General features: G+C 59.1%; 16 protein-coding genes. 4 read left to right on the top strand and 12 right to left on the bottom strand.

The window, feature by feature from the left end:
* The first annotated feature begins 3 nt into the window (after positions 1-3).
* Genes ssuC through CJF39_RS00895 form a run of 3 tightly spaced genes read left to right on the top strand, consistent with a single transcriptional unit; the run spans position 4 to position 1,864 of the window.
* The gene (gene ssuC, locus CJF39_RS00905; RefSeq protein ID WP_094991730.1) at positions 4-810 is read left to right on the top strand and encodes an aliphatic sulfonate ABC transporter permease SsuC; all 807 of its coding nucleotides are present in this window, start codon (positions 4-6) and stop codon (positions 808-810) included.
* Entirely contained in the window at positions 807-1,613 is an 807-nt protein-coding gene (gene ssuB / locus CJF39_RS00900) for an aliphatic sulfonates ABC transporter ATP-binding protein (RefSeq protein ID WP_094991729.1), read from the top strand. Before ssuC ends, ssuB begins: the two co-directional genes overlap by 4 nt.
* A gap of 35 nt (positions 1,614-1,648) precedes the next feature.
* The gene (locus CJF39_RS00895; RefSeq protein ID WP_003444581.1) at positions 1,649-1,864 is read left to right on the top strand and encodes a TOBE domain-containing protein; all 216 of its coding nucleotides are present in this window, start codon (positions 1,649-1,651) and stop codon (positions 1,862-1,864) included.
* 60 nt (positions 1,865-1,924) lie between these two features.
* On the opposite strand, the gene epsC is transcribed toward CJF39_RS00895, so the two are convergent.
* The 7 genes from epsC to phoB form a co-directional block, all read right to left on the bottom strand.
* A complete protein-coding gene (gene epsC / locus CJF39_RS00890; RefSeq protein ID WP_094991728.1) occupies positions 1,925-2,851 on the bottom strand; it encodes a serine O-acetyltransferase EpsC in 927 nt (308 codons plus the stop codon).
* Between the two features lie 96 nt (positions 2,852-2,947).
* Complete coding sequence (locus tag CJF39_RS00885) at positions 2,948-4,330, bottom strand: M16 family metallopeptidase (RefSeq protein WP_094991727.1); 1,383 nt, start codon at positions 4,328-4,330, stop codon at positions 2,948-2,950.
* An 81-nt stretch (positions 4,331-4,411) separates the two neighbouring features.
* On the bottom strand, positions 4,412-6,070 hold the full coding sequence (locus CJF39_RS00880) for a Na/Pi cotransporter family protein (RefSeq protein WP_094991726.1): 1,659 nt from the start codon (positions 6,068-6,070) through the stop codon (positions 4,412-4,414).
* 207 nt (positions 6,071-6,277) lie between these two features.
* On the bottom strand, positions 6,278-7,585 hold the full coding sequence (locus CJF39_RS00875) for a CitMHS family transporter (protein WP_094991725.1): 1,308 nt from the start codon (positions 7,583-7,585) through the stop codon (positions 6,278-6,280).
* A gap of 221 nt (positions 7,586-7,806) precedes the next feature.
* Complete coding sequence (locus CJF39_RS00870) at positions 7,807-9,147, bottom strand: hemolysin family protein (protein WP_047278557.1); 1,341 nt, start codon at positions 9,145-9,147, stop codon at positions 7,807-7,809.
* A gap of 123 nt (positions 9,148-9,270) precedes the next feature.
* Positions 9,271-10,593: a phosphate regulon sensor histidine kinase PhoR gene (gene phoR / locus CJF39_RS00865; protein ID WP_094991724.1), complete on the bottom strand. Its 1,323-nt coding sequence runs from the start codon at positions 10,591-10,593 to the stop codon at positions 9,271-9,273.
* A gap of 41 nt (positions 10,594-10,634) precedes the next feature.
* A complete protein-coding gene (phoB, locus tag CJF39_RS00860) occupies positions 10,635-11,327 on the bottom strand; it encodes a phosphate regulon transcriptional regulator PhoB (RefSeq protein ID WP_094991723.1) in 693 nt (230 codons plus the stop codon).
* Between the two features lie 152 nt (positions 11,328-11,479).
* On the opposite strand from phoB, the gene CJF39_RS00855 reads away from it, so the two are divergent.
* Positions 11,480-11,860 carry a COG4315 family predicted lipoprotein gene (locus CJF39_RS00855; protein WP_094991722.1) on the top strand — a complete coding sequence of 127 codons (381 nt, stop codon included), beginning with the start codon at positions 11,480-11,482 and terminating at the stop codon, positions 11,858-11,860.
* Positions 11,861-11,945: 85 nt separating this feature from the next.
* Here the strand turns inward: CJF39_RS00855 and CJF39_RS00850 are convergent, their stop codons facing one another.
* The 5 genes from CJF39_RS00850 to CJF39_RS00830 all read right to left on the bottom strand — a co-directional run bounded on the left by CJF39_RS00850 (position 11,946) and on the right by CJF39_RS00830 (position 17,417).
* Positions 11,946-12,836 (bottom strand): ABC transporter permease subunit, encoded by an 891-nt coding sequence (locus CJF39_RS00850; RefSeq protein WP_047278547.1) that lies wholly within the window; start codon positions 12,834-12,836, stop codon positions 11,946-11,948.
* Positions 12,833-13,753: an ABC transporter permease subunit gene (locus CJF39_RS00845; protein WP_094991721.1), complete on the bottom strand. Its 921-nt coding sequence runs from the start codon at positions 13,751-13,753 to the stop codon at positions 12,833-12,835. The genes CJF39_RS00850 and CJF39_RS00845 overlap by 4 nt, the downstream gene beginning before the upstream one ends.
* Positions 13,750-14,892, bottom strand: coding sequence for an ABC transporter ATP-binding protein (locus CJF39_RS00840; protein WP_047278543.1), 1,143 nt, complete (start codon positions 14,890-14,892; stop codon positions 13,750-13,752). The genes CJF39_RS00845 and CJF39_RS00840 overlap by 4 nt, the downstream gene beginning before the upstream one ends.
* A 68-nt stretch (positions 14,893-14,960) precedes the next feature.
* Positions 14,961-16,055 carry a polyamine ABC transporter substrate-binding protein gene (locus CJF39_RS00835; RefSeq protein ID WP_094991720.1) on the bottom strand — a complete coding sequence of 365 codons (1,095 nt, stop codon included), beginning with the start codon at positions 16,053-16,055 and terminating at the stop codon, positions 14,961-14,963.
* Positions 16,056-16,304: 249 nt separating this feature from the next.
* The gene (locus CJF39_RS00830) at positions 16,305-17,417 is read right to left on the bottom strand and encodes a polyamine ABC transporter substrate-binding protein (RefSeq protein ID WP_094991719.1); all 1,113 of its coding nucleotides are present in this window, start codon (positions 17,415-17,417) and stop codon (positions 16,305-16,307) included.
* Between the last annotated feature and the right edge of the window lie 5 nt (positions 17,418-17,422).

Here is a 17,422-nt window from a genome sequence, read left to right as displayed (position 1 = left end):
AGCATGAGTACGGTGAAGGCTTCGCGCCTCAATAATGTCGGTCACAGCCTGGCTCCGTGGGTCTTGCCCGTGTTGCTGCTGGCGGTGTGGCAATTGTCAGTGTCGGCGGGCTGGTTGTCGACGCGGATTCTGCCAGCGCCCAGTGCCGTGATCGCAGCGGGGGTCGAATTGGTGCGCAGTGGCGAGATTTGGAAACACCTCGCCATCAGCGGCTGGCGCGCCGGGCTTGGGTTTGTGATCGGCGGCAGTATCGGCCTGGCATTGGGTTTCGTCACGGGCCTGTCGAAGTGGGGCGAGCGCCTGCTCGACAGCTCGGTGCAGATGATCCGCAACGTGCCGCATCTGGCGCTGATTCCGCTGGTGATTCTGTGGTTCGGGATCGACGAGTCGGCCAAGGTCTTTTTGGTCGCGTTGGGCACGTTGTTCCCGATTTACCTCAACACCTATCACGGCATCCGCAACGTGGACCCGGCGTTGGTCGAAATGGCGCGCAGTTACGGCTTGTCCGGCTTCAGCCTATTTTGGCAAGTGATTTTACCGGGCGCCTTGCCCTCGATTTTGGTGGGTGTGCGTTTTGCGCTGGGCTTTATGTGGCTGACTTTGATCGTGGCTGAAACCATCTCTGCCAGCTCCGGCATTGGCTATCTGGCGATGAATGCCCGCGAGTTTTTGCAAACTGACGTGGTGGTGCTGGCGATTGTTTTGTACGCGGTGCTCGGCAAGTTGGCCGACAGCGCGGCCCGTGGGCTGGAGCGCGTCTGGTTGCGTTGGCACCCGGCGTACCAAGTGGTTAAAGGCGGTGCAGCATGACAGCTCAACAACCTCCGCGTTTGCGTCAGGGCATCCCGTTGGCGATCAATGGCCTGCAAAAAGCGTTTGGCGAACGTCAGGTACTGCGCGACATCGATTTACACATTCCGGCCGGTCAGTTTGTGGCCGTGGTGGGCCGCAGCGGCTGCGGCAAAAGTACGCTGATGCGGCTGATCGCCGGGCTCGACCAACCTACCGGCGGTGAACTGCTGGCGGGCAGTGCGCCGCTGCAAGAGGCCCATGACGACACACGCCTGATGTTCCAGGAAGCGCGTTTGCTGCCGTGGAAAAAGGTCATCGATAACGTCGGTCTGGGGCTTAAAGGGGACTGGCGCTCCAAGGCCCTTAACGCGCTGGAAGAAGTCGGCCTTGCCGAACGAGCCCACGAGTGGCCGGCAGCGCTGTCGGGCGGGCAAAAACAGCGTGTGGCCTTGGCCCGCGCGCTGATTCACCAGCCGCGTTTGTTGCTGCTGGACGAACCGTTGGGTGCGCTGGATGCCCTGACCCGCATCGAGATGCAGCAGTTGATTGAACGTTTGTGGCGCCAGCATGGCTTCACTGTGTTGCTGGTGACCCACGACGTCAGCGAAGCCGTGGCCATTGCCGACCGCGTGATTTTGATCGAAGACGGCGCCGTTGGGCTCGACCTCACCATCGCGTTGCCGCGCCCTCGGGCGCGCGGTTCGCATCGGTTGGCGGCGCTGGAAACCGAAGTGCTCAACCGTGTACTGGCTTTACCCGGTTCGCCGCCCGAACCGGAACCCGTTGCACCGCTGCCCACACAATTGCGTTGGGCGCAATAACCGCCGTTTTTTATCCCAAGACAGGAATCGACACCATGACCATCAAAGCCATCAACGTGCGTAACCAGTTCAAAGGCCACATCAAGGAAATCGTACTGGGGGACGTGTTGTCTGAAATCGACGTGCAAACCGCGTCCGGAATCGTCACCTCGGTCATCACCACCCGCTCGGTCAAAGAGTTGGAACTGGTGGTGGGCAGCGAAGTCATCGCCTTCGTGAAATCCACGGAAGTGTCGATCGCCAAGTTGTAATGCGTGGGTTATCCACAACCCTGAAGGGCGTGAGCCCTTCGGGGTTTTTTGTGGGCGTTGTTATTTCTGGGTGCCGTCGTCGTGTTGCAGGTTGGCTTGGGTCAGGTTGCAACCGGCCGGTACGCTGCGGGTCAACCAGACGTTGCCGCCGATGGTCGAGCCCTGACCGATGGTGATGCGGCCCAGGATCGTCGCCCCGGCGTAAATCACCACGTCGTCTTCGACAATCGGGTGACGCGGGTGGCCTTTTTGCAACTGCCCGGCCTCGTCCGCCGGGAAGCGCTTGGCGCCCAGGGTAACGGCCTGATAAATCCTGACCCGCTCACCGATGATCGCGGTTTCTCCAATCACCACGCCTGTCCCGTGATCAATAAAGAAGCTGCGGCCAATCTGCGCGCCGGGGTGGATGTCGATGCCGGTGGCCGAGTGGGCGATTTCCGCGCTGATGCGTGCCAGCAGCGGCAAGCCCGCGCGATACAGATGGTGCGCCAGACGGTGATGAATCACCGCCAGAATGCCCGGATAGCACAGCAGCACTTCATCCACGCTGCGGGCTGCCGGGTCGCCGTGGTAGGCGGCCAGAACGTCGGTGTCGAGCAGGGTGCGCAGGCCCGGCAGCGCCAGGGCGAAATCCTGAATCAGCAGGGTGGCCGTGGCATCGACGCCATCATCGGGCTGGCCGCTTTGGCGCGCGGCGTAGCGTAACTCCAGACGCGCCTGCGCGAGCAAGGCGTTAAGGGCTACGTCGAGCGTGTGACCGACGTAGAAGTCTTCGCTTTCTTCGCGCAAGTCCACCGGGCCCAGGCGCATCGGGAACAATGCACCGCACAACGCTTCCAGAATCTCGGCCATCGCAGCCCGCGACGGCAACTCGCGACCGCCCAACTCGCCACTGACACGCCCGTTTTGCGTGCGCCACTGGTTACGCGCGGTGCGTAACTGGCCGACGATGGTTTGCAATTGCCAAGGGTTGGAACGCTCGCTCACGATGAATACTCCGCACGCTGGCAGCCGGAGTGACCGGCCGCGAAATGGCAATGATTTTACGGTATCAAGGGATGTCGGTTTTAGACAATTACGCGATTAATGATGACGATGGCGCCAAATGCGCCAGCCCAGCGCTATCAAAACCAGCAGCACCAGCGCTGCCACAATGGCCACGCTCAAGCCGTTGTAGCTGAACAGCGGCTTCTCGATGCGCACATAGCCCGGCTCTGCGAACAACTGGCGCAACGCATGATTGGCGTCTTCAAGCGTTACCGTCTGCAAGCGCTTGGCCGGGTCGGCAAAGCGGCTTTCATCGTAATCGCCCAGCGCGCTCCAGTAATAGTCGGCCAGCGAGCTGTTGCCCTGCACCGCCCATGCCTGGCGTGCGATGGCGGCTTGCTTGAGGCGGGCGAAGCGCTGCGGGTCGAGGCCGTGCTTGAGCAAGTGGGCTTTGAGTTGCGACATCACCTGTTGCGCCTGTTCGACATCGTCACGTTCAAGGTCGGCGTTCAGGCTCAGGAAGCCCACCCCGCCAAACACTTCGCGCTCTGACCACGGCCCATAAGACAGCCCATGCTTGAGCCGCAGTTCGCTGTACAGCGCCCACTCCAGATAGTCGCGCAGCAGGTTCCAGGTTTCGTCGCTTTGCCCGGCGATCACCGGTTCTGGCAGCAACCAGTGCAACTTGGCGGTGTCACCCACCACACCGCGCAGTAAAACGCGTTCGGCATCGGCTTTGGCATCAATGTCGGCCAAGGGCTTGTGGTCGCTGGGCTCAACGGCTTCCAGCGCGCCATAGGTGCGTTCCAGATAGGCCGGCAGCAAGCGGTCAAGTTCGCCGACGACGATCAGCGTCATGTTGTTGGGCGCATACCAATCCTTGCGCACACCTTCGAGTTGTCCGCGGGTGAGGTTGTGTACGGGCGCGCGTTCGGCGCATTTAAGGCCGAGTTCGACCGCCAGTTGATTGCTCGCGCTATGGCCCAGATCCTGACGATCCAGCCAGCGCTGCAAGTGCGAATAATGGCCGCCGTCTTCGCGTTCGACCACCTGCTTGGCGGCAGCGATCCGCTGATCGGTGAGTTGGGTCTGGGTCAACAGGCTCAGTAAAAGATCAAGCACCTTGCGCTGATTCTTCGCGGGCGCTTCGATCACGAACGTGGTGTCGGCATGGCTAGTGAAGGCGTTCCACTCGCCACCCAGCGCCTGCATGCGTTCTTCAAGGCCGCCTTCGCCCGAGTCATCGGTGCCGCTGAACAGCATGTGTTCAAGCAGGTGCGGCAGTTGTTGGTCGGCACAGCTGAAATCATCCAGCCCCACCCCCACTACCAACCGGATCGACACGTGTCCGCGGTCACTGGTGGGTTTGAGGATCAGTTGCAGGCCGTTGGCCAGTTGGTAGCCCTCAACGCTGGAACGATCAAGGGCAAAGCTCTGGGCTGCGCCGAGCAGCAGGCAGATGAACAGCAGGCAACGCATAAAAAATCCCTGAATCCCTGTCGGGTGTGTGATGCCGTCGATGCGGGTTCTAAAGACTGACAACAGTGGTTCGTGCAACGTTCAAGGCGAATGGTGGGTATCGGTCATCTCGTCCAGCAGCAGTGCGCCGGTTTCAGAGGTTTCAAGCACCACGTAGGCACTGGCGCAAAACAGTGAATTAAGGCGTTGCATGTCAGCGATCAGTTCCAGGTGCATGGAGCTGGTTTCGATACTTTGGGTGATTTTGCGCTGTAAACGGCTGACGTGAGCGTGCGCCAGTCGACGTTCCTGCGCGCGGAAACGGCGTTTCTCACGCAGTAATTGCCGTGCGCTTTGCGGGTCGCCGGTCAGGAATACCGTCAGCCCCAACCGCAGGTTGTCGATCAACTGGGTGTGCAGGCCGGTCAGTTCTTCCAGCCCGTCTTCGGAAAACGCCCGACGCTTCGAGGTTTTCTGTTGTTGCACTTTGCGCAACATGCGTTCGATGAGGTCACTGGCCAGCTTGAGGTTGATCGCCAGTTCGATGATTTCGGCCCAGCGGCGGCTGTCTTGCTCGCCAAGGTCTTCACGGGGCATTTGCGCCAGATAGAGTTTCACCGCGCTGTAGAGCACTTCGACATCATCGGCCAGGGTGCGCATCTCCTGAGTGATGGCGGTTTGCTTGCCGCGCAGCACGTCCAGCATGTTGACCAGCATGCTGTCGATCAGGTCACCGATGCGCAGGGTTTCACGTACTGCGTTGGCCAGCGCAAGGCTCGGTGTTTCCAGTGCCGTCGGGTCGAGATGACGCGGTTTGACGGCGCCGTTGGCGTTTTCTCGCTCGGGCAAGAGCCATGCGCAAACCCGCGCCATCGGCCCGACCGTGGGCAGCATCAGGAAGCAACGCGCCGTGTTGTAGAGCAGGTGAAACCCGATCACGAGTTCTTGGGCGCTGTAGCTGAGGCTGTCCATCCACGCCACCAGCGGGTCGAGCACCGGGATAATCAGCAGCAAGCCGATCAATTTGTACAACAGGCTTCCGAGCGCGACCTGCCGCCCGGCAGCGTTTTGCATGCTGGTACTGAGAAATGCCAGGACGCCGCTGCCGATATTGGCGCCAATCACCAGCCCCACTGCAACGGGCAAGCTGATGACCCCGGCGCCAGCCAATGTGGCCGTGAGCAGCACAGCGGCCAGGCTGGAGTAAGAAATCATCGCGAACAAGGCGCCGATTAAGGCATCCAGCAAGATGTCGCCGGTCAGTGAGGCGAAGATCACCTTTACGCCTTGCGCTTGCGTGATGGGCGCTGCCGCTTCGACGATCAACTGCAAGGCGAGAATGATCAAGCCCAAGCCAATGCCGACGCGTCCCAGTTGCCCGGCACGGGTCTGTTTGCGCGAGAGGAAGAAGATCACGCCAAGGAAAATCAGCAGGGGCGACAGCCATGACAGGTCGAACGTCAGCACCCGGGCCATCAGGGCCGTCCCGACGTCGGCCCCCAGCATCGTCGCCAAGGCAGGCGTGAGCGCCATCAAACCCTGGCCGACAAAGGAGGTGACGAGCATGGCGGTGGCATTGCTGCTCTGCACCATGGCTGTCACCACGATACCGGCGACAAACGCCAGCATGCGCTTGGAGACGTTTTGCCCGATCACGTGGCGCAGGTTTGTACCGTAGACCCGCAGAATGCCGGTCCGAACAATGTGCGTGCCCCAGATCAACAGGGTCACGGCGGAAAGCAGATTAAGCAGGGTCAGCATGCAGGCTCCCTGTGCGATGGATGCCCTGAAGGGCCGGATCAAAGGGCTGCGGCCAGCTCCTACAGTTGTTTCTTAAGCTGTAGTCGGCAAATAAGCAGAACGCCAGCATCGCATAGCTGGCAGAGGGTTGAAACATTTCTGCAACACTTGTACGAAAACGCCTTGTTAGAGGCTGCTGTCCTGAACAGCCTCTGACGGGGGCAGGCGTTATAGCGTGCTGTACAGCGGGAAGGTGCCGAGCAGTAAGGCGGCCAGCAGAATACCCATGCACACCAGAACCGCCCATTTGAGGGTGAAACGCTGGTGATCGCCAAACTCGATACCGGCCAGCGCCACCAGCAGGTACGTGGAGGGCACCAAGGGGCTGAGCAAGTGCACGGGCTGGCCGACAATCGAGGCGCGGGCCATTTCGACCGCAGTGATGCCGTAATGGCTCGCGGCTTCGGCCAGGACTGGCAACACGCCGTAGTAGAACGCATCGTTGGACATGAAGAAGGTGAACGGCAGGCTCACCAGTGCGGTGATGACTGCCAGGTATGGCCCCAGCGCCGGGGGAATGACGGCCAGCAAGCTTTTCGACATGGCATCCACCATGCCGGTGCCGGAGAGGATGCCGGTGAAAATACCTGCCGCGAAAATCAGCCCTACCACCGCCAGCACACTGCCTGCATGGGCGGCGACGCGGTCTTTTTGCTGTTGCAGGCAAGGGTAGTTGACGATCATCGCGATACTGAACGCGACCATGAACAGGACGGGCAGCGGCAACAAACCGGCGATCAGCGTAATCATCAACGCCAAGGTCAGAGCACCGTTGAACCAGATCAGCTTGGGACGGCGCGCATCGGGGAATTGCGACACGCTGATTTCGCTGTGATCCACGTCGTCGCCCTGAACCTGCAACTGACCCAGGCGCGCGCGCTCGCGCAGGCCGTAGCACCAGGCTATGACCAGAATGGTGGCACAGCCCGCGAGCATGGCCGGGATCATGGGCACAAAAATGTCAGAGGGATCGACGTGCAGCGCACTGGCGGCCCGCGCAGTCGGCCCGCCCCAGGGCGTCATGTTCATCACCCCGCCGGCCAGAATAATCAGCCCGGCCATGATGCGCGGGCTCATGCCGATGCGCTTGTACAGCGGCAGCATCGCCGCCACGCAAATCATGTAGGTGGTGGCACCGTCGCCATCCAGCGACACCACCAATGCCAGTACGGCCGTGCCGACGCTGATCTTCAGCGGGTCGCCCTTGACCAGTTTGAGGATCTTGCGCACGGCCGGGTCGAACAGGCCGGAGTCGATCATCAGGGCGAAATACAGAATGGCAAACATCAGCATCACCCCGGTCGGGGCCAGCTTGGTAATGCCTTCGAGCATCATGGGGCCGATCTTCGGTGCAAAACCGCCAAAGATCGCAAACAGGATCGGGACCAGAATCAACGCGATCAGGGCGGACAGGCGTTTGGTCATGATCAGGTACATGAACGTAATGACCATGGCAAAGCCAAGGAAGGTCAGCATAAACAGTCACCATTCTTATTGTTGTCGAGTGGGCGCTGAGAGCGGATTGGGCCGCTGCTCTGGCCTGCCGGTCTTTTGCCGGGAGTGACGCGATGCTAGAGGGGAATGCTTTCAGCCAGCTTTCGCCGGGCAGAAATTACTGAAGGGTGGGATGTTATGGGCGACAGAGGTTGTTGTCGCTGACGCGGCAAAGCGGCGCGTCAGCGACAACAGGTGTGGCTTCAGTCCAGCTTGAGGACTTTGGCCAGGACGATTTTCGGTCCTTTCATCTTTTTGATGATGATGCGCAAGCCTTCGACTTCCAGCAGTTCTTCTTCTTCCGGCACGCGCTTGAGGGTGTCGTAGATCAAGCCCGCCACGGTTTCGGCTTCGACGTGGTCAAGATCGACCCCCAGCAGGCGTTCGATCTTGAACAGCGGCGTGTCGCCCCGCACCAGCAGTTTGCCGGGCTGGTACGAAAGAATGCCGCGTTCGGCCTTGCGGTGTTCGTCCTGAATGTCGCCCACCAGCACTTCAAGCACGTCTTCCATGGTCAGGTAGCCCACGACTTTGCCGTCAGCTTCTTCCACCAGTGCGAAGTGCGCGCCACCCTTGCGAAACTGTTCCAGCAACTGTGACAGCGGCATGTGCCGCGAAACGCGCTCCAGAGGCCGGGTCAGTTCTTCGAGGTTGAACGTCTCGGGCAAGTGGTCGAGGTCAGCCAGTTCCAGCAGCAGATCTTTGATGTGCAGCAAACCGACGAAGGTGTTGGTTTCTGCATCGTAGACCGGGTAACGGCTGTACTTGTGGCGACGGAACAGCGCGAGGATTTCTTTGAGCGGCGCCTTGGAATCTAGGGTTACGAGGTCTTCACGGGAGTTGGCCCAGTCGACCACTTCCAGCTCACCCATTTCCACGGCCGACGCCAATACCCGCATGCCTTGGTCACTCGGGTCTTGACCCCGGCTGGAGTGCAGGATCAGTTTGAGTTCTTCGCGGCTGTAGGCGTGGTCGTGGTGCGCGCCCGGTTCACCCTGGCCGGCAATGCGCAAAATCGCGTTGGCGCTGGCATTGAGCAGGTAAATGGCGGGGTACATGGCCCAGTAGAACAGGTACAGCGGCACAGCGGTCCACAGCGACAGCGCCTCGGGTTTGCGAATGGCCCAGGATTTGGGGGCCAGTTCGCCGACCACGATGTGCAGGTATGAAATGATGAAGAAGGCGGTGAAGAACGACACGCCCTTGACCACTTCGGCCGACTCCACGCCCAGCGCGCTGAGGAGCGGCTCAAGCAGGTGTGCGAACGCAGGTTCACCGACCCAGCCCAGGCCCAACGAGGCCAGCGTGATACCCAACTGACACGCCGACAGGTAGGCGTCGAGCTGACTATGAACGGTGCGCAGGATGCGTCCGCGCCAGCCGTTCTGGTCGGCAATGGCTTCGACCCGGGTTGAGCGCAGTTTGACCATGGCAAATTCCGCCGCAACGAAGAAGCCGTTGAGCAAAACCAGGATCAGTGCAAAAAGAATCATGCCGAAATCGGCGAACAGTGTGGCGAGGGTCAAGCCAGGGGAAGGGTCCATGATGGAGTTTTAATGGTTCCGTTGTTTCAAAAAAGGGAAAGGTCAAGTGCCTGAAGGGCAGGCACATGGCAAGCAATGTAACCATTGATGTAGCTGTTGCCTAGTGGGCGAACGCCGCATGGCTCAGTCAATCAGGTCGGGGTTGACCGATTTTGTCACCTGAACAGGGGGGAAATGGCAGGTGAAGGTGCTGCCGTGGCCGAGCACGCTGCTGATCTCAAGGCGGGCACGATGACGCAACAGCACATGCTTGACGATGGCCAGGCCCAGGCCCGTGCCGCCGGTGCTGGCGTTACGGCTGGAGTCGACGCGGTAGAAGCGTTCGGTCAGGCGTGGCAGGTGTTTGTTATCGATCCCGACCCCGGAGTCCTGCACGCTCAAGTGCGCGCCCGACCCGTCGGCCCACCAGCGAATGCGAATGCTCCCGCCGTCTTGCGTGTATTTGACGGCGTTAAATACCAGGTTTGAAAACGCACTGCGCAGCTCGGTCTCACTGCCTTTGAGGGCAATGTCGGCTTCAACGTCCAGCGTGATGGTTTGATTGCGCTGCCCGGACAACGCCTGGGCGTCGTTTTTGATGGTACGCAGCAGGCTGTCGATAGGCACGGGCTGGTTGTCCGACGGGTAATCCGTGGCTTCCAGTTTGGCCAGCAGCAGCAAGTCGTTGAGCAGGGTTTGCATACGCTCGCCCTGTTGCTGCATCTGCGACAGCGGGCGTTTCCAGCGCGGGTTCACGTCATCGACGTTATCCAGCAGGGTTTCCAGGTAACCGCAGATGACGGTCAGCGGGGTGCGCAGCTCGTGGGACACGTTGGCGATGAAGTCTTTGCGCATCTGTTCGAGCTGGTGCAGGCGTGTGACGTCGCGCACCAGCATCAAATGTTCGTTGTTGCCGTAGCGGGTGATGTACAGCTGGATGCGCAGGTGGTCGTTGACTGGCGAAGGGATGTCCAGCGGTTCGGCATAGCTGTCTTGCTCGAAATATTCCTTGAAGCGCGGGTGACGCACCAGGTTGGTCACGGGCTGCCCGCTGTCCTGTGGCGTCTTGAGGCCCAGCAAGGTCTCTGCGGCGCGGTTCCACCATTCAAGGTTGCCATCGCTGTCGAGCATCACCACAGCGTCTTTGAGCGCGGCTGTGGACTCCTGCACGCGGTCGATCACGGCTTGCAGGCGCCCGCGCACCCGTTGATCGCGGCGCTGCAGGTGATAAATGCTGTCGAACACCTCGCCCCACAGGCCGTAGCCGTCGGGCGGTGCTTCATCGGGTTGGTGATTACGCAGCCAGTCATGCAGGCGCAGCAGCTGCTTGAGCGTCCAGCCCAGATACAAGGCCACGCCTGCGGCCAGGCTCCAGCCGTAATAACCGGTGACCAGCCCGACCAACAGGCAGGCAGTGACCAGAAGCAACAAATGACGAATCAGCGTGCTATGCCAGTTTTGATTCACGTCGCGCGGGTCCTTGCTTGCCGTTGAGTCTGGAAGGGGTATCAGGCTTTGGTGGAGAAGCGATACCCGGTGCCGCGCACGGTTTGTACCAGATTCTCGTAAGCCTCGCCGAGGGCTTTGCGCAAACGGCGGATGTGCACGTCTACGGTACGCTCTTCTACGTAAACGTTGCCGCCCCACACTTGGTCGAGCAATTGCCCGCGGGTGTAGGCGCGTTCCTGGTGGGTCATGAAGAACTGCAGCAGGCGATATTCGGTCGGGCCCATCTCGGCGGGGGTGCCGTCGATGGTGACGCGGTGGCTGATCGGGTCGAGCAACAAGCCGCCAATTTCAATCGGGGACTCGCTGTCCGCCGGGCCTGCACGCCGCAATACGGCTTTGAGACGCGCCACCAGTTCACGAGGGGAAAATGGTTTGGTGATGTAGTCGTCCGCGCCGACTTCCAGACCTTGAATCTTGTTGTCCTCTTCACCCTTGGCCGTGAGCATGATGATCGGGATGTCCGCGGTCATTTCCTCACGCTTGAGGCGGCGGGCCAGTTCAATACCTGACGTGCCACCCGGCAGCATCCAGTCGAGCAAGATCAAATCGGGTTTGCGGTCGACAATGATGGAGTGGGCTTGCTGAGCATTCTCCGCCTCCAGGCAGTCGTAGCCTGCCATTTCCAGGGCCACGGCGATCATTTCGCGGATCGGTGCCTCGTCATCGACGATCAGAATGCTCCTGCCAACCATGCCGTAATCCTCGTGTCATTTATCTGTCTTGTGGCGCATTAGATAACGGAAATATTGCAGTCGTGTGACAACTTTGGGCAATCGCCACGTTCCAAGGGCGAATGAACTACGCTTTTGGTTCAAATCGTACAATCACGAAGAGGACGATTCCGATGACACGCAGCTCATTTTCCCTGAAGGCTTTACTGTTAGGTGCTGTGTTGGCCTTGCCGGGATTAGCATTTGCCGCCGAACCGGCGATGATCAAAGACGGTGTGCTGGTCGACCATAAAGGCATGACGCTGTACACCTTCGCCAAAGATGCAGACGGCAAATCGATGTGCAATGACCAATGCGCAACAAATTGGCCGCCGTTGAAGGCTGAAAGCACGGACAAAGGCGAAGGCAAATGGACCACCATCATCCGCGATGACCAGCAAGTCCAGTGGGCCTATGACGGCAAACCGTTGTACACCTTTGTAATGGACAAGAAAGCCGGGGAAAAGAAAGGCGACGGCAAAATGGACGGTGCCTGGAAAGTCGCCAAACCCTGAAACGTCCCGAGCGGCATCTGATCTGGCGCCCATAAAAAAACCTCGCCCCCTTGAACAGGAAGGCGAGGTTTTTTATTGCGCTGCCTTAAGCCGCGCTGGGCGACTTGGGACGGCGAACATCCGGTTGCTTCCATGACTCGGCAGCCGCCTCATCAATGGCTTGCTGGATGGCTTTCTTGCGGTGTTCTTCGGCACGACGGCTGAAGAACCACACCAGGAAGGTCACCAGCGACACCGCCAGCAGGATCAGGCTGGCCACGGCGTTGATCTCGGGCTTCACTCCAAGGCGTACGGCCGAGAACACTTCCATCGGCAAGGTCGTGGAGCCGGGGCCGGACACAAAGCTGGCCAGAACCAGGTCGTCCAGCGACAGGGCAAAGGACATCATGGCGCCCGCCGCCAGCGAAGGTGCGATCATCGGGATGGTGATCAGGAAGAACACTTTCCAGGGCTTGGCGCCCAGGTCCATGGCCGCTTCTTCGATCGACAGGTCCAGTTCACGTAACCGCGCCGACACCACCACCGCCACATACGCGGCACAGAATGTGGTGTGAGCGATCCAGATGGTGACGATGCCGCGCTCTTGCGGCCAGCCAATCATCTGCGCCATGGCCACGAACAGCAGCAGCAGCGACAGACCGGTAATCACTTCAGGCATGACCAGCGGAGCTGTCACCAGGCCGCCAAACAGCGTGCGGCCTTTGAAGTGGCTAATGCGCGTCAGCACGAACGCCGCCAGGGTACCCAGGGCGACCGCCGCAATTGCCGTGTACAGGGCGATTTCCAGCGAGCGCATTACGGAGCCCATCAGCTGCGTGTTGTCCAGCAGGCCGGTGTACCACTTCAGCGACCAGCCGCCCCACACCGTCACCAGCTTGGAGGCGTTGAACGAGTAGATCACCAGAATCAGCATCGGCAGGTAGATGAACAACAACCCCGCGACCAACATGAAGCTAGAAAAACGGAAGCGATTCATATCTTGCCCTCCAGCTCTTTAGCCTGGCTGCGGTTGAACAGGATGATAGGCACGATCAGGATCGCCAGCATGACCACGGCAAGGGCAGACGCCACCGGCCAGTCACGGTTGTTGAAGAACTCTTGCCACAACACCTTACCGATCATCAGGGTTTCCGGGCCGCCCAGCAGTTCAGGGATCACGAACTCACCCACGACCGGGATGAACACCAGCATGCAGCCAGCGATGATGCCGTTTTTGGACAGCGGGACGGTGATTTTCCAGAAGCTGTTGAACGTGCTTGAACCCAAGTCAGACGCGGCTTCCAGCAGGCTGGTGTCGTGTTTAACAAGGTTGGCGTACAGCGGCAGGATCATGAACGGCAGGTACGAATAGACGATGCCGATGTAGACCGCGATGTTGGTGTTGAGGATCTGCAACGGTTCGCTGATCCAGCCCATCGACATCAGGAAGCCGTTAAGCAGCCCGTTGTTGCTCAGAATGCCCATCCACGCGTAAACGCGGATCAGGATCGCTGTCCAGGTAGGCATCATGATCAGCAGCACCAGCACGGTCTGCATCTCTTTACGCGCATTGGCGATGGCGTAGGCCATCGGATAGCCGATCAGCAGGCACAGCAGCGTGCTGAAGAACGCCATCTTCAACGAGCCCAGATAAGCGGCGATGTACAACTCATCGTCGCCCAACATGGCGTAGTTGCCCAGGTTCAGCAGGATCTGGATTTTTTGGTCAACGTAGCTGTAGATCTCGGTGTAAGGCGGGATCGCGACGTCGGCCTCGGCAAAGCTGATCTTCAACACGATGAAGAACGGCAGCATGAAGAACAAAAACAGCCACAGGAATGGAATCCCGATCACCGCATGGCGGCCACCGGGGGTTATTCGTTGCAGTCGGCGTTTAAGTTTTCGCATGTTCATGAGCGCAGTACCACGCCGCTGTCGTCTTCCCACCAGACGTAAACTTCGTCGTCCCAGGTCGGACGTGCGCCGCGGCGCTCGGCGTTGGCCACGAACGATTGAACCAGCTTGCCGCTCGGCAGTTCGACATAGAACACCGAGTGCCCGCCCAGATAAGCGATGTCATGCACCTTGCCGCGCGACCAGTTGTACTCGTAGGTCGGCTTTTCAGTGGTGACGAGCATTTTTTCCGGGCGAATCGCGTAGGTCACATGCTTGTCTTCTACCGAGGTGCTGATGCCGTGACCGACGTAGATGTCGTTCTCCAGCTCCGGGCAGTTGATACGGGCATACCCTTCTGCGTCATCGACCACTTCACCTTCGAACAGGTTGACGTTGCCGATAAATTCGCACACCAGGCGGCTGACCGGGGTTTCATAAATGTCGATCGGGCTGCCGATCTGGGCAATCCAGCCCAAATGCATGATCGCGATACGCTGGGCCATGGTCATGGCCTCTTCCTGGTCGTGGGTCACCATCACGCAGGTCACGCCCACGCGCTCGATGATTTCCACCAGTTCGAGTTGCATTTGCGAGCGCAGTTTTTTATCCAGCGCCCCCATCGGTTCGTCGAGCAGCAGCAGCTTCGGGCGCTTGGCCAATGAGCGGGCCAAGGCCACACGCTGGCGCTGGCCACCGGACAACTGGTGCGGCTTGCGCTTGGCGTACTGGCTCATGTGGACCAGCTTGAGCATTTCGCCCACGCGGGCATCGATCTCGGCGTTGGACATTTTGTCCTGCTTGAGACCGAACGCGATGTTCTGCGCCACCGTCATGTGCGGAAAAAGCGCGTAGGACTGGAACATCATGTTGATCGGCCGCTCGTAGGGCGGCATGTCCGTGATGTCCACGCCGTCGAGGAAAATACGGCCCTCTGTTGGGCGCTCGAAACCGGCGAGCATACGCAGCAAGGTGGATTTGCCCGATCCCGATCCGCCGAGCAAGGCGAAGATTTCGCCCTTGTTGATTTCCAGGGACACGTCGTCCACGGCAATCGTCTCGTCGAATTTTTTCGTGACCCGGTCGATTTTGACCAGTACCTGTTTAGGGGTCTGGTCGCCCTCGAGGGCTTTCTTATAGGCGCCGGAGGCAACAGCCATTACGAAACTCCCAACAAATTTAGCAGCCCGATCCAGTTGGTCGGGCCTTGGATAGGTGATCCAGAGGGTTATTTACCCGTCTTGACCTTGGTCCACGTGCGCGTCATCAGACGTTGCACTTTCGGGGGTAGTTCGGTGGAAACGTACGTTTTGTCCAGCACCGCCTGGGTTGGGTAAACCGCTTCGTCGGTACGAATGGACTGGTCCATCACCTTGTCGGCAGCCGGGTTAGGGTTGGCATAGCCGACATAGTCACTGACCTGAGCGATCACTTCAGGTTTGAGCAAGTAGTTGATGAACGTGTGGGCTTCCTTGACGTTGCTGGAGTCCTTGGGGATCGCCAGCATGTCAAACCACAGTGCGCCGCCTTCCTTGGGCACGATGTAGGCGATGTTAACGCCCTTTTTGGCCTCTTCGGCACGCGCCTTGGCCTGGAACACATCACCGGAGAAACCGATGGCAACACAGATATTGCCGTTGGCCAGGTCCGAAATGTATTTGGAAGAATGGAAGTAGGTGACGTATGGACGCACCGACATCAGGGTCTTTTCAGCTTCTTTGTAATCCTTGGGGTTGGTGCTGTTGGCATCTTTACCCAAGTAGTTGAGCACGGTGGGCAACATTTCGTCGGCCGAGTCGAGGAAGGCCACGCCGCAGCTTTGCAGCTTTTTCATGTTTTCGGGTTTGAACACCACATCCCACGAGTCGATCGTGTCCACGCCCAGAACTTCTTTGACTTTGTCGACGTTGTAGCCGATGCCATTGGTGCCCCAGAGATAAGGCACGGCATACAGGTTGCCCGGATCGTTTTGCTCAAGACGCTTGAGCAAGGCCGGATCCAGGTTGGAATAGTTGGGCAGCTGCGATTTGTCGAGCTTTTGGAACGCGCCCGCTTTGATCTGCTTGCCCAGAAAATGGTTGGACGGCACGACCACGTCATAACCGGTACGTCCGGCCAGCAGTTTGCCTTCCAGGGTTTCGTTGGAATCGAAGACGTCATAGACCGGTTTGATACCGGCGGCCTTTTCAAAATCGGCCAGCGTGGTCGGGGCAATATAGTCCGACCAGTTATAGATGTGCACGGTGGGTGCCGCTTGTACGCTGACGGCAAGCGTCAAACCAGCGCCGACCAGCAAGGTCTTGCGAAACAAAGATATAGACACGTGATGGTCCTCAAAATAGTTGGGCCTGAGTTGCCCGCGTCACACGGCAGCAGTACCGCCAAAGACAAAACCGGCGCGCAACTTACCCTCGATAAACCTGCACAGCAAAGTTTTCTGCGATTAATTGCGCGATCGCCGGATTCTGTCGCCGTTGCGCCGGGCTGCGATAAGGCCTTAAGGGCCTGCAAAAGGGCAAAAACCGGTGTCCTTTTGTCTCAATCGCAACCCTGCGCCGCGGCGACAGGAGGCTTACTTGCCCGACTTGATCTTGGTCCAGCTGCGGGTCAGCAAACGCAAGGTGGCCGGTGGCAAATCGCTGATTGCGTACAACTTGGCTTTCACCTCGTCGGACGGGTAGATACTCGGGTCGCCCGAGATATCTTTGTTCACCAGTGGCGTTGCAGCCTTGTTACCGTTCGGGAAACGTACGCTGTTGGTGATTTCGGCCATCACTTCCGGTTGCATCAGGAAGTTCATGTAAGCGTAAGCCGCATCAACGTTTTCGGCGTCTTTAGGAATGGCAACCATGTCATAGAAGCTACCAGCGCCTTCTTTAGGAATCACGTACTTGAGCTTGACCTTGTCACCGGCTTCCTTGGCACGGGAAATCGACTGCTCCAGGTCACCCGAGTAACCCACAGCGACACAGATGTTGCCGTTGGCCAGGTCGGAGATGTACTTGGAGGAGTGGAAGTAACCCACCGAAGGACGGATCTTCAGGAACAGGGCTTCGGCTTCGGCCAATTGCTTTTTGTCTTGGGTGTCGGTCGGGTAGCCCAGGTAATGCAAGGCAGCCGGGATCATCTCGGTCGGGGAATCGAGGAAGCTGATGCCACAGCTTTTCAGCTTGGCCGCGTTCTCGGGCTTGAACAGCACGTCCCAGGAGTCGATGGTGTCGACGCCCAGAGCAGCCTTCACCTTTTCAGGGTTGTAGCCGATGCCGATGGTGCCCCACATGTACGGGAACGCGTGTTTGTTGTCTTTGTCGCTGGCATCGCCAACGGCCTTGAGCAACGCAGGGTCGAGGTTTTTCCAGTTAGGCAGCTTGGACTTGTCCAGCTCCTGGTAAACCCCGGCCTTGATCTGCTTGGCCAGGAAATTGTTGGAAGGCACGACGATGTCGTAGCCTGATTTGCCCGCTAGCAGCTTGGCCTCGAGGGTCTCGTTGCTGTCGAACACGTCGTACACGACTTTGATACCGGTCTGGTCTTCAAACTTTTTCACGGTATCGGGTGCGATGTAATCGGACCAGTTGTAGATATGCAGCACTTTATCTGCCGCTTGGGCTGCCCCCGCCATCACACCCATCAAGGACAGGGCGAGAAGGGTCTTGCCAGCTTTTTTAAAACCTGATGCCTTCATCTGTA

This window comes from Pseudomonas lundensis (genome assembly GCF_002269125.1).
GTDB classification, from domain to species: Bacteria; Pseudomonadota; Gammaproteobacteria; order Pseudomonadales; family Pseudomonadaceae; genus Aquipseudomonas; species Aquipseudomonas lundensis_A.
The sequence above is the reverse complement of the archived record's forward strand: the minus strand, read 5'-3'. Positions and strand labels throughout refer to the sequence as shown.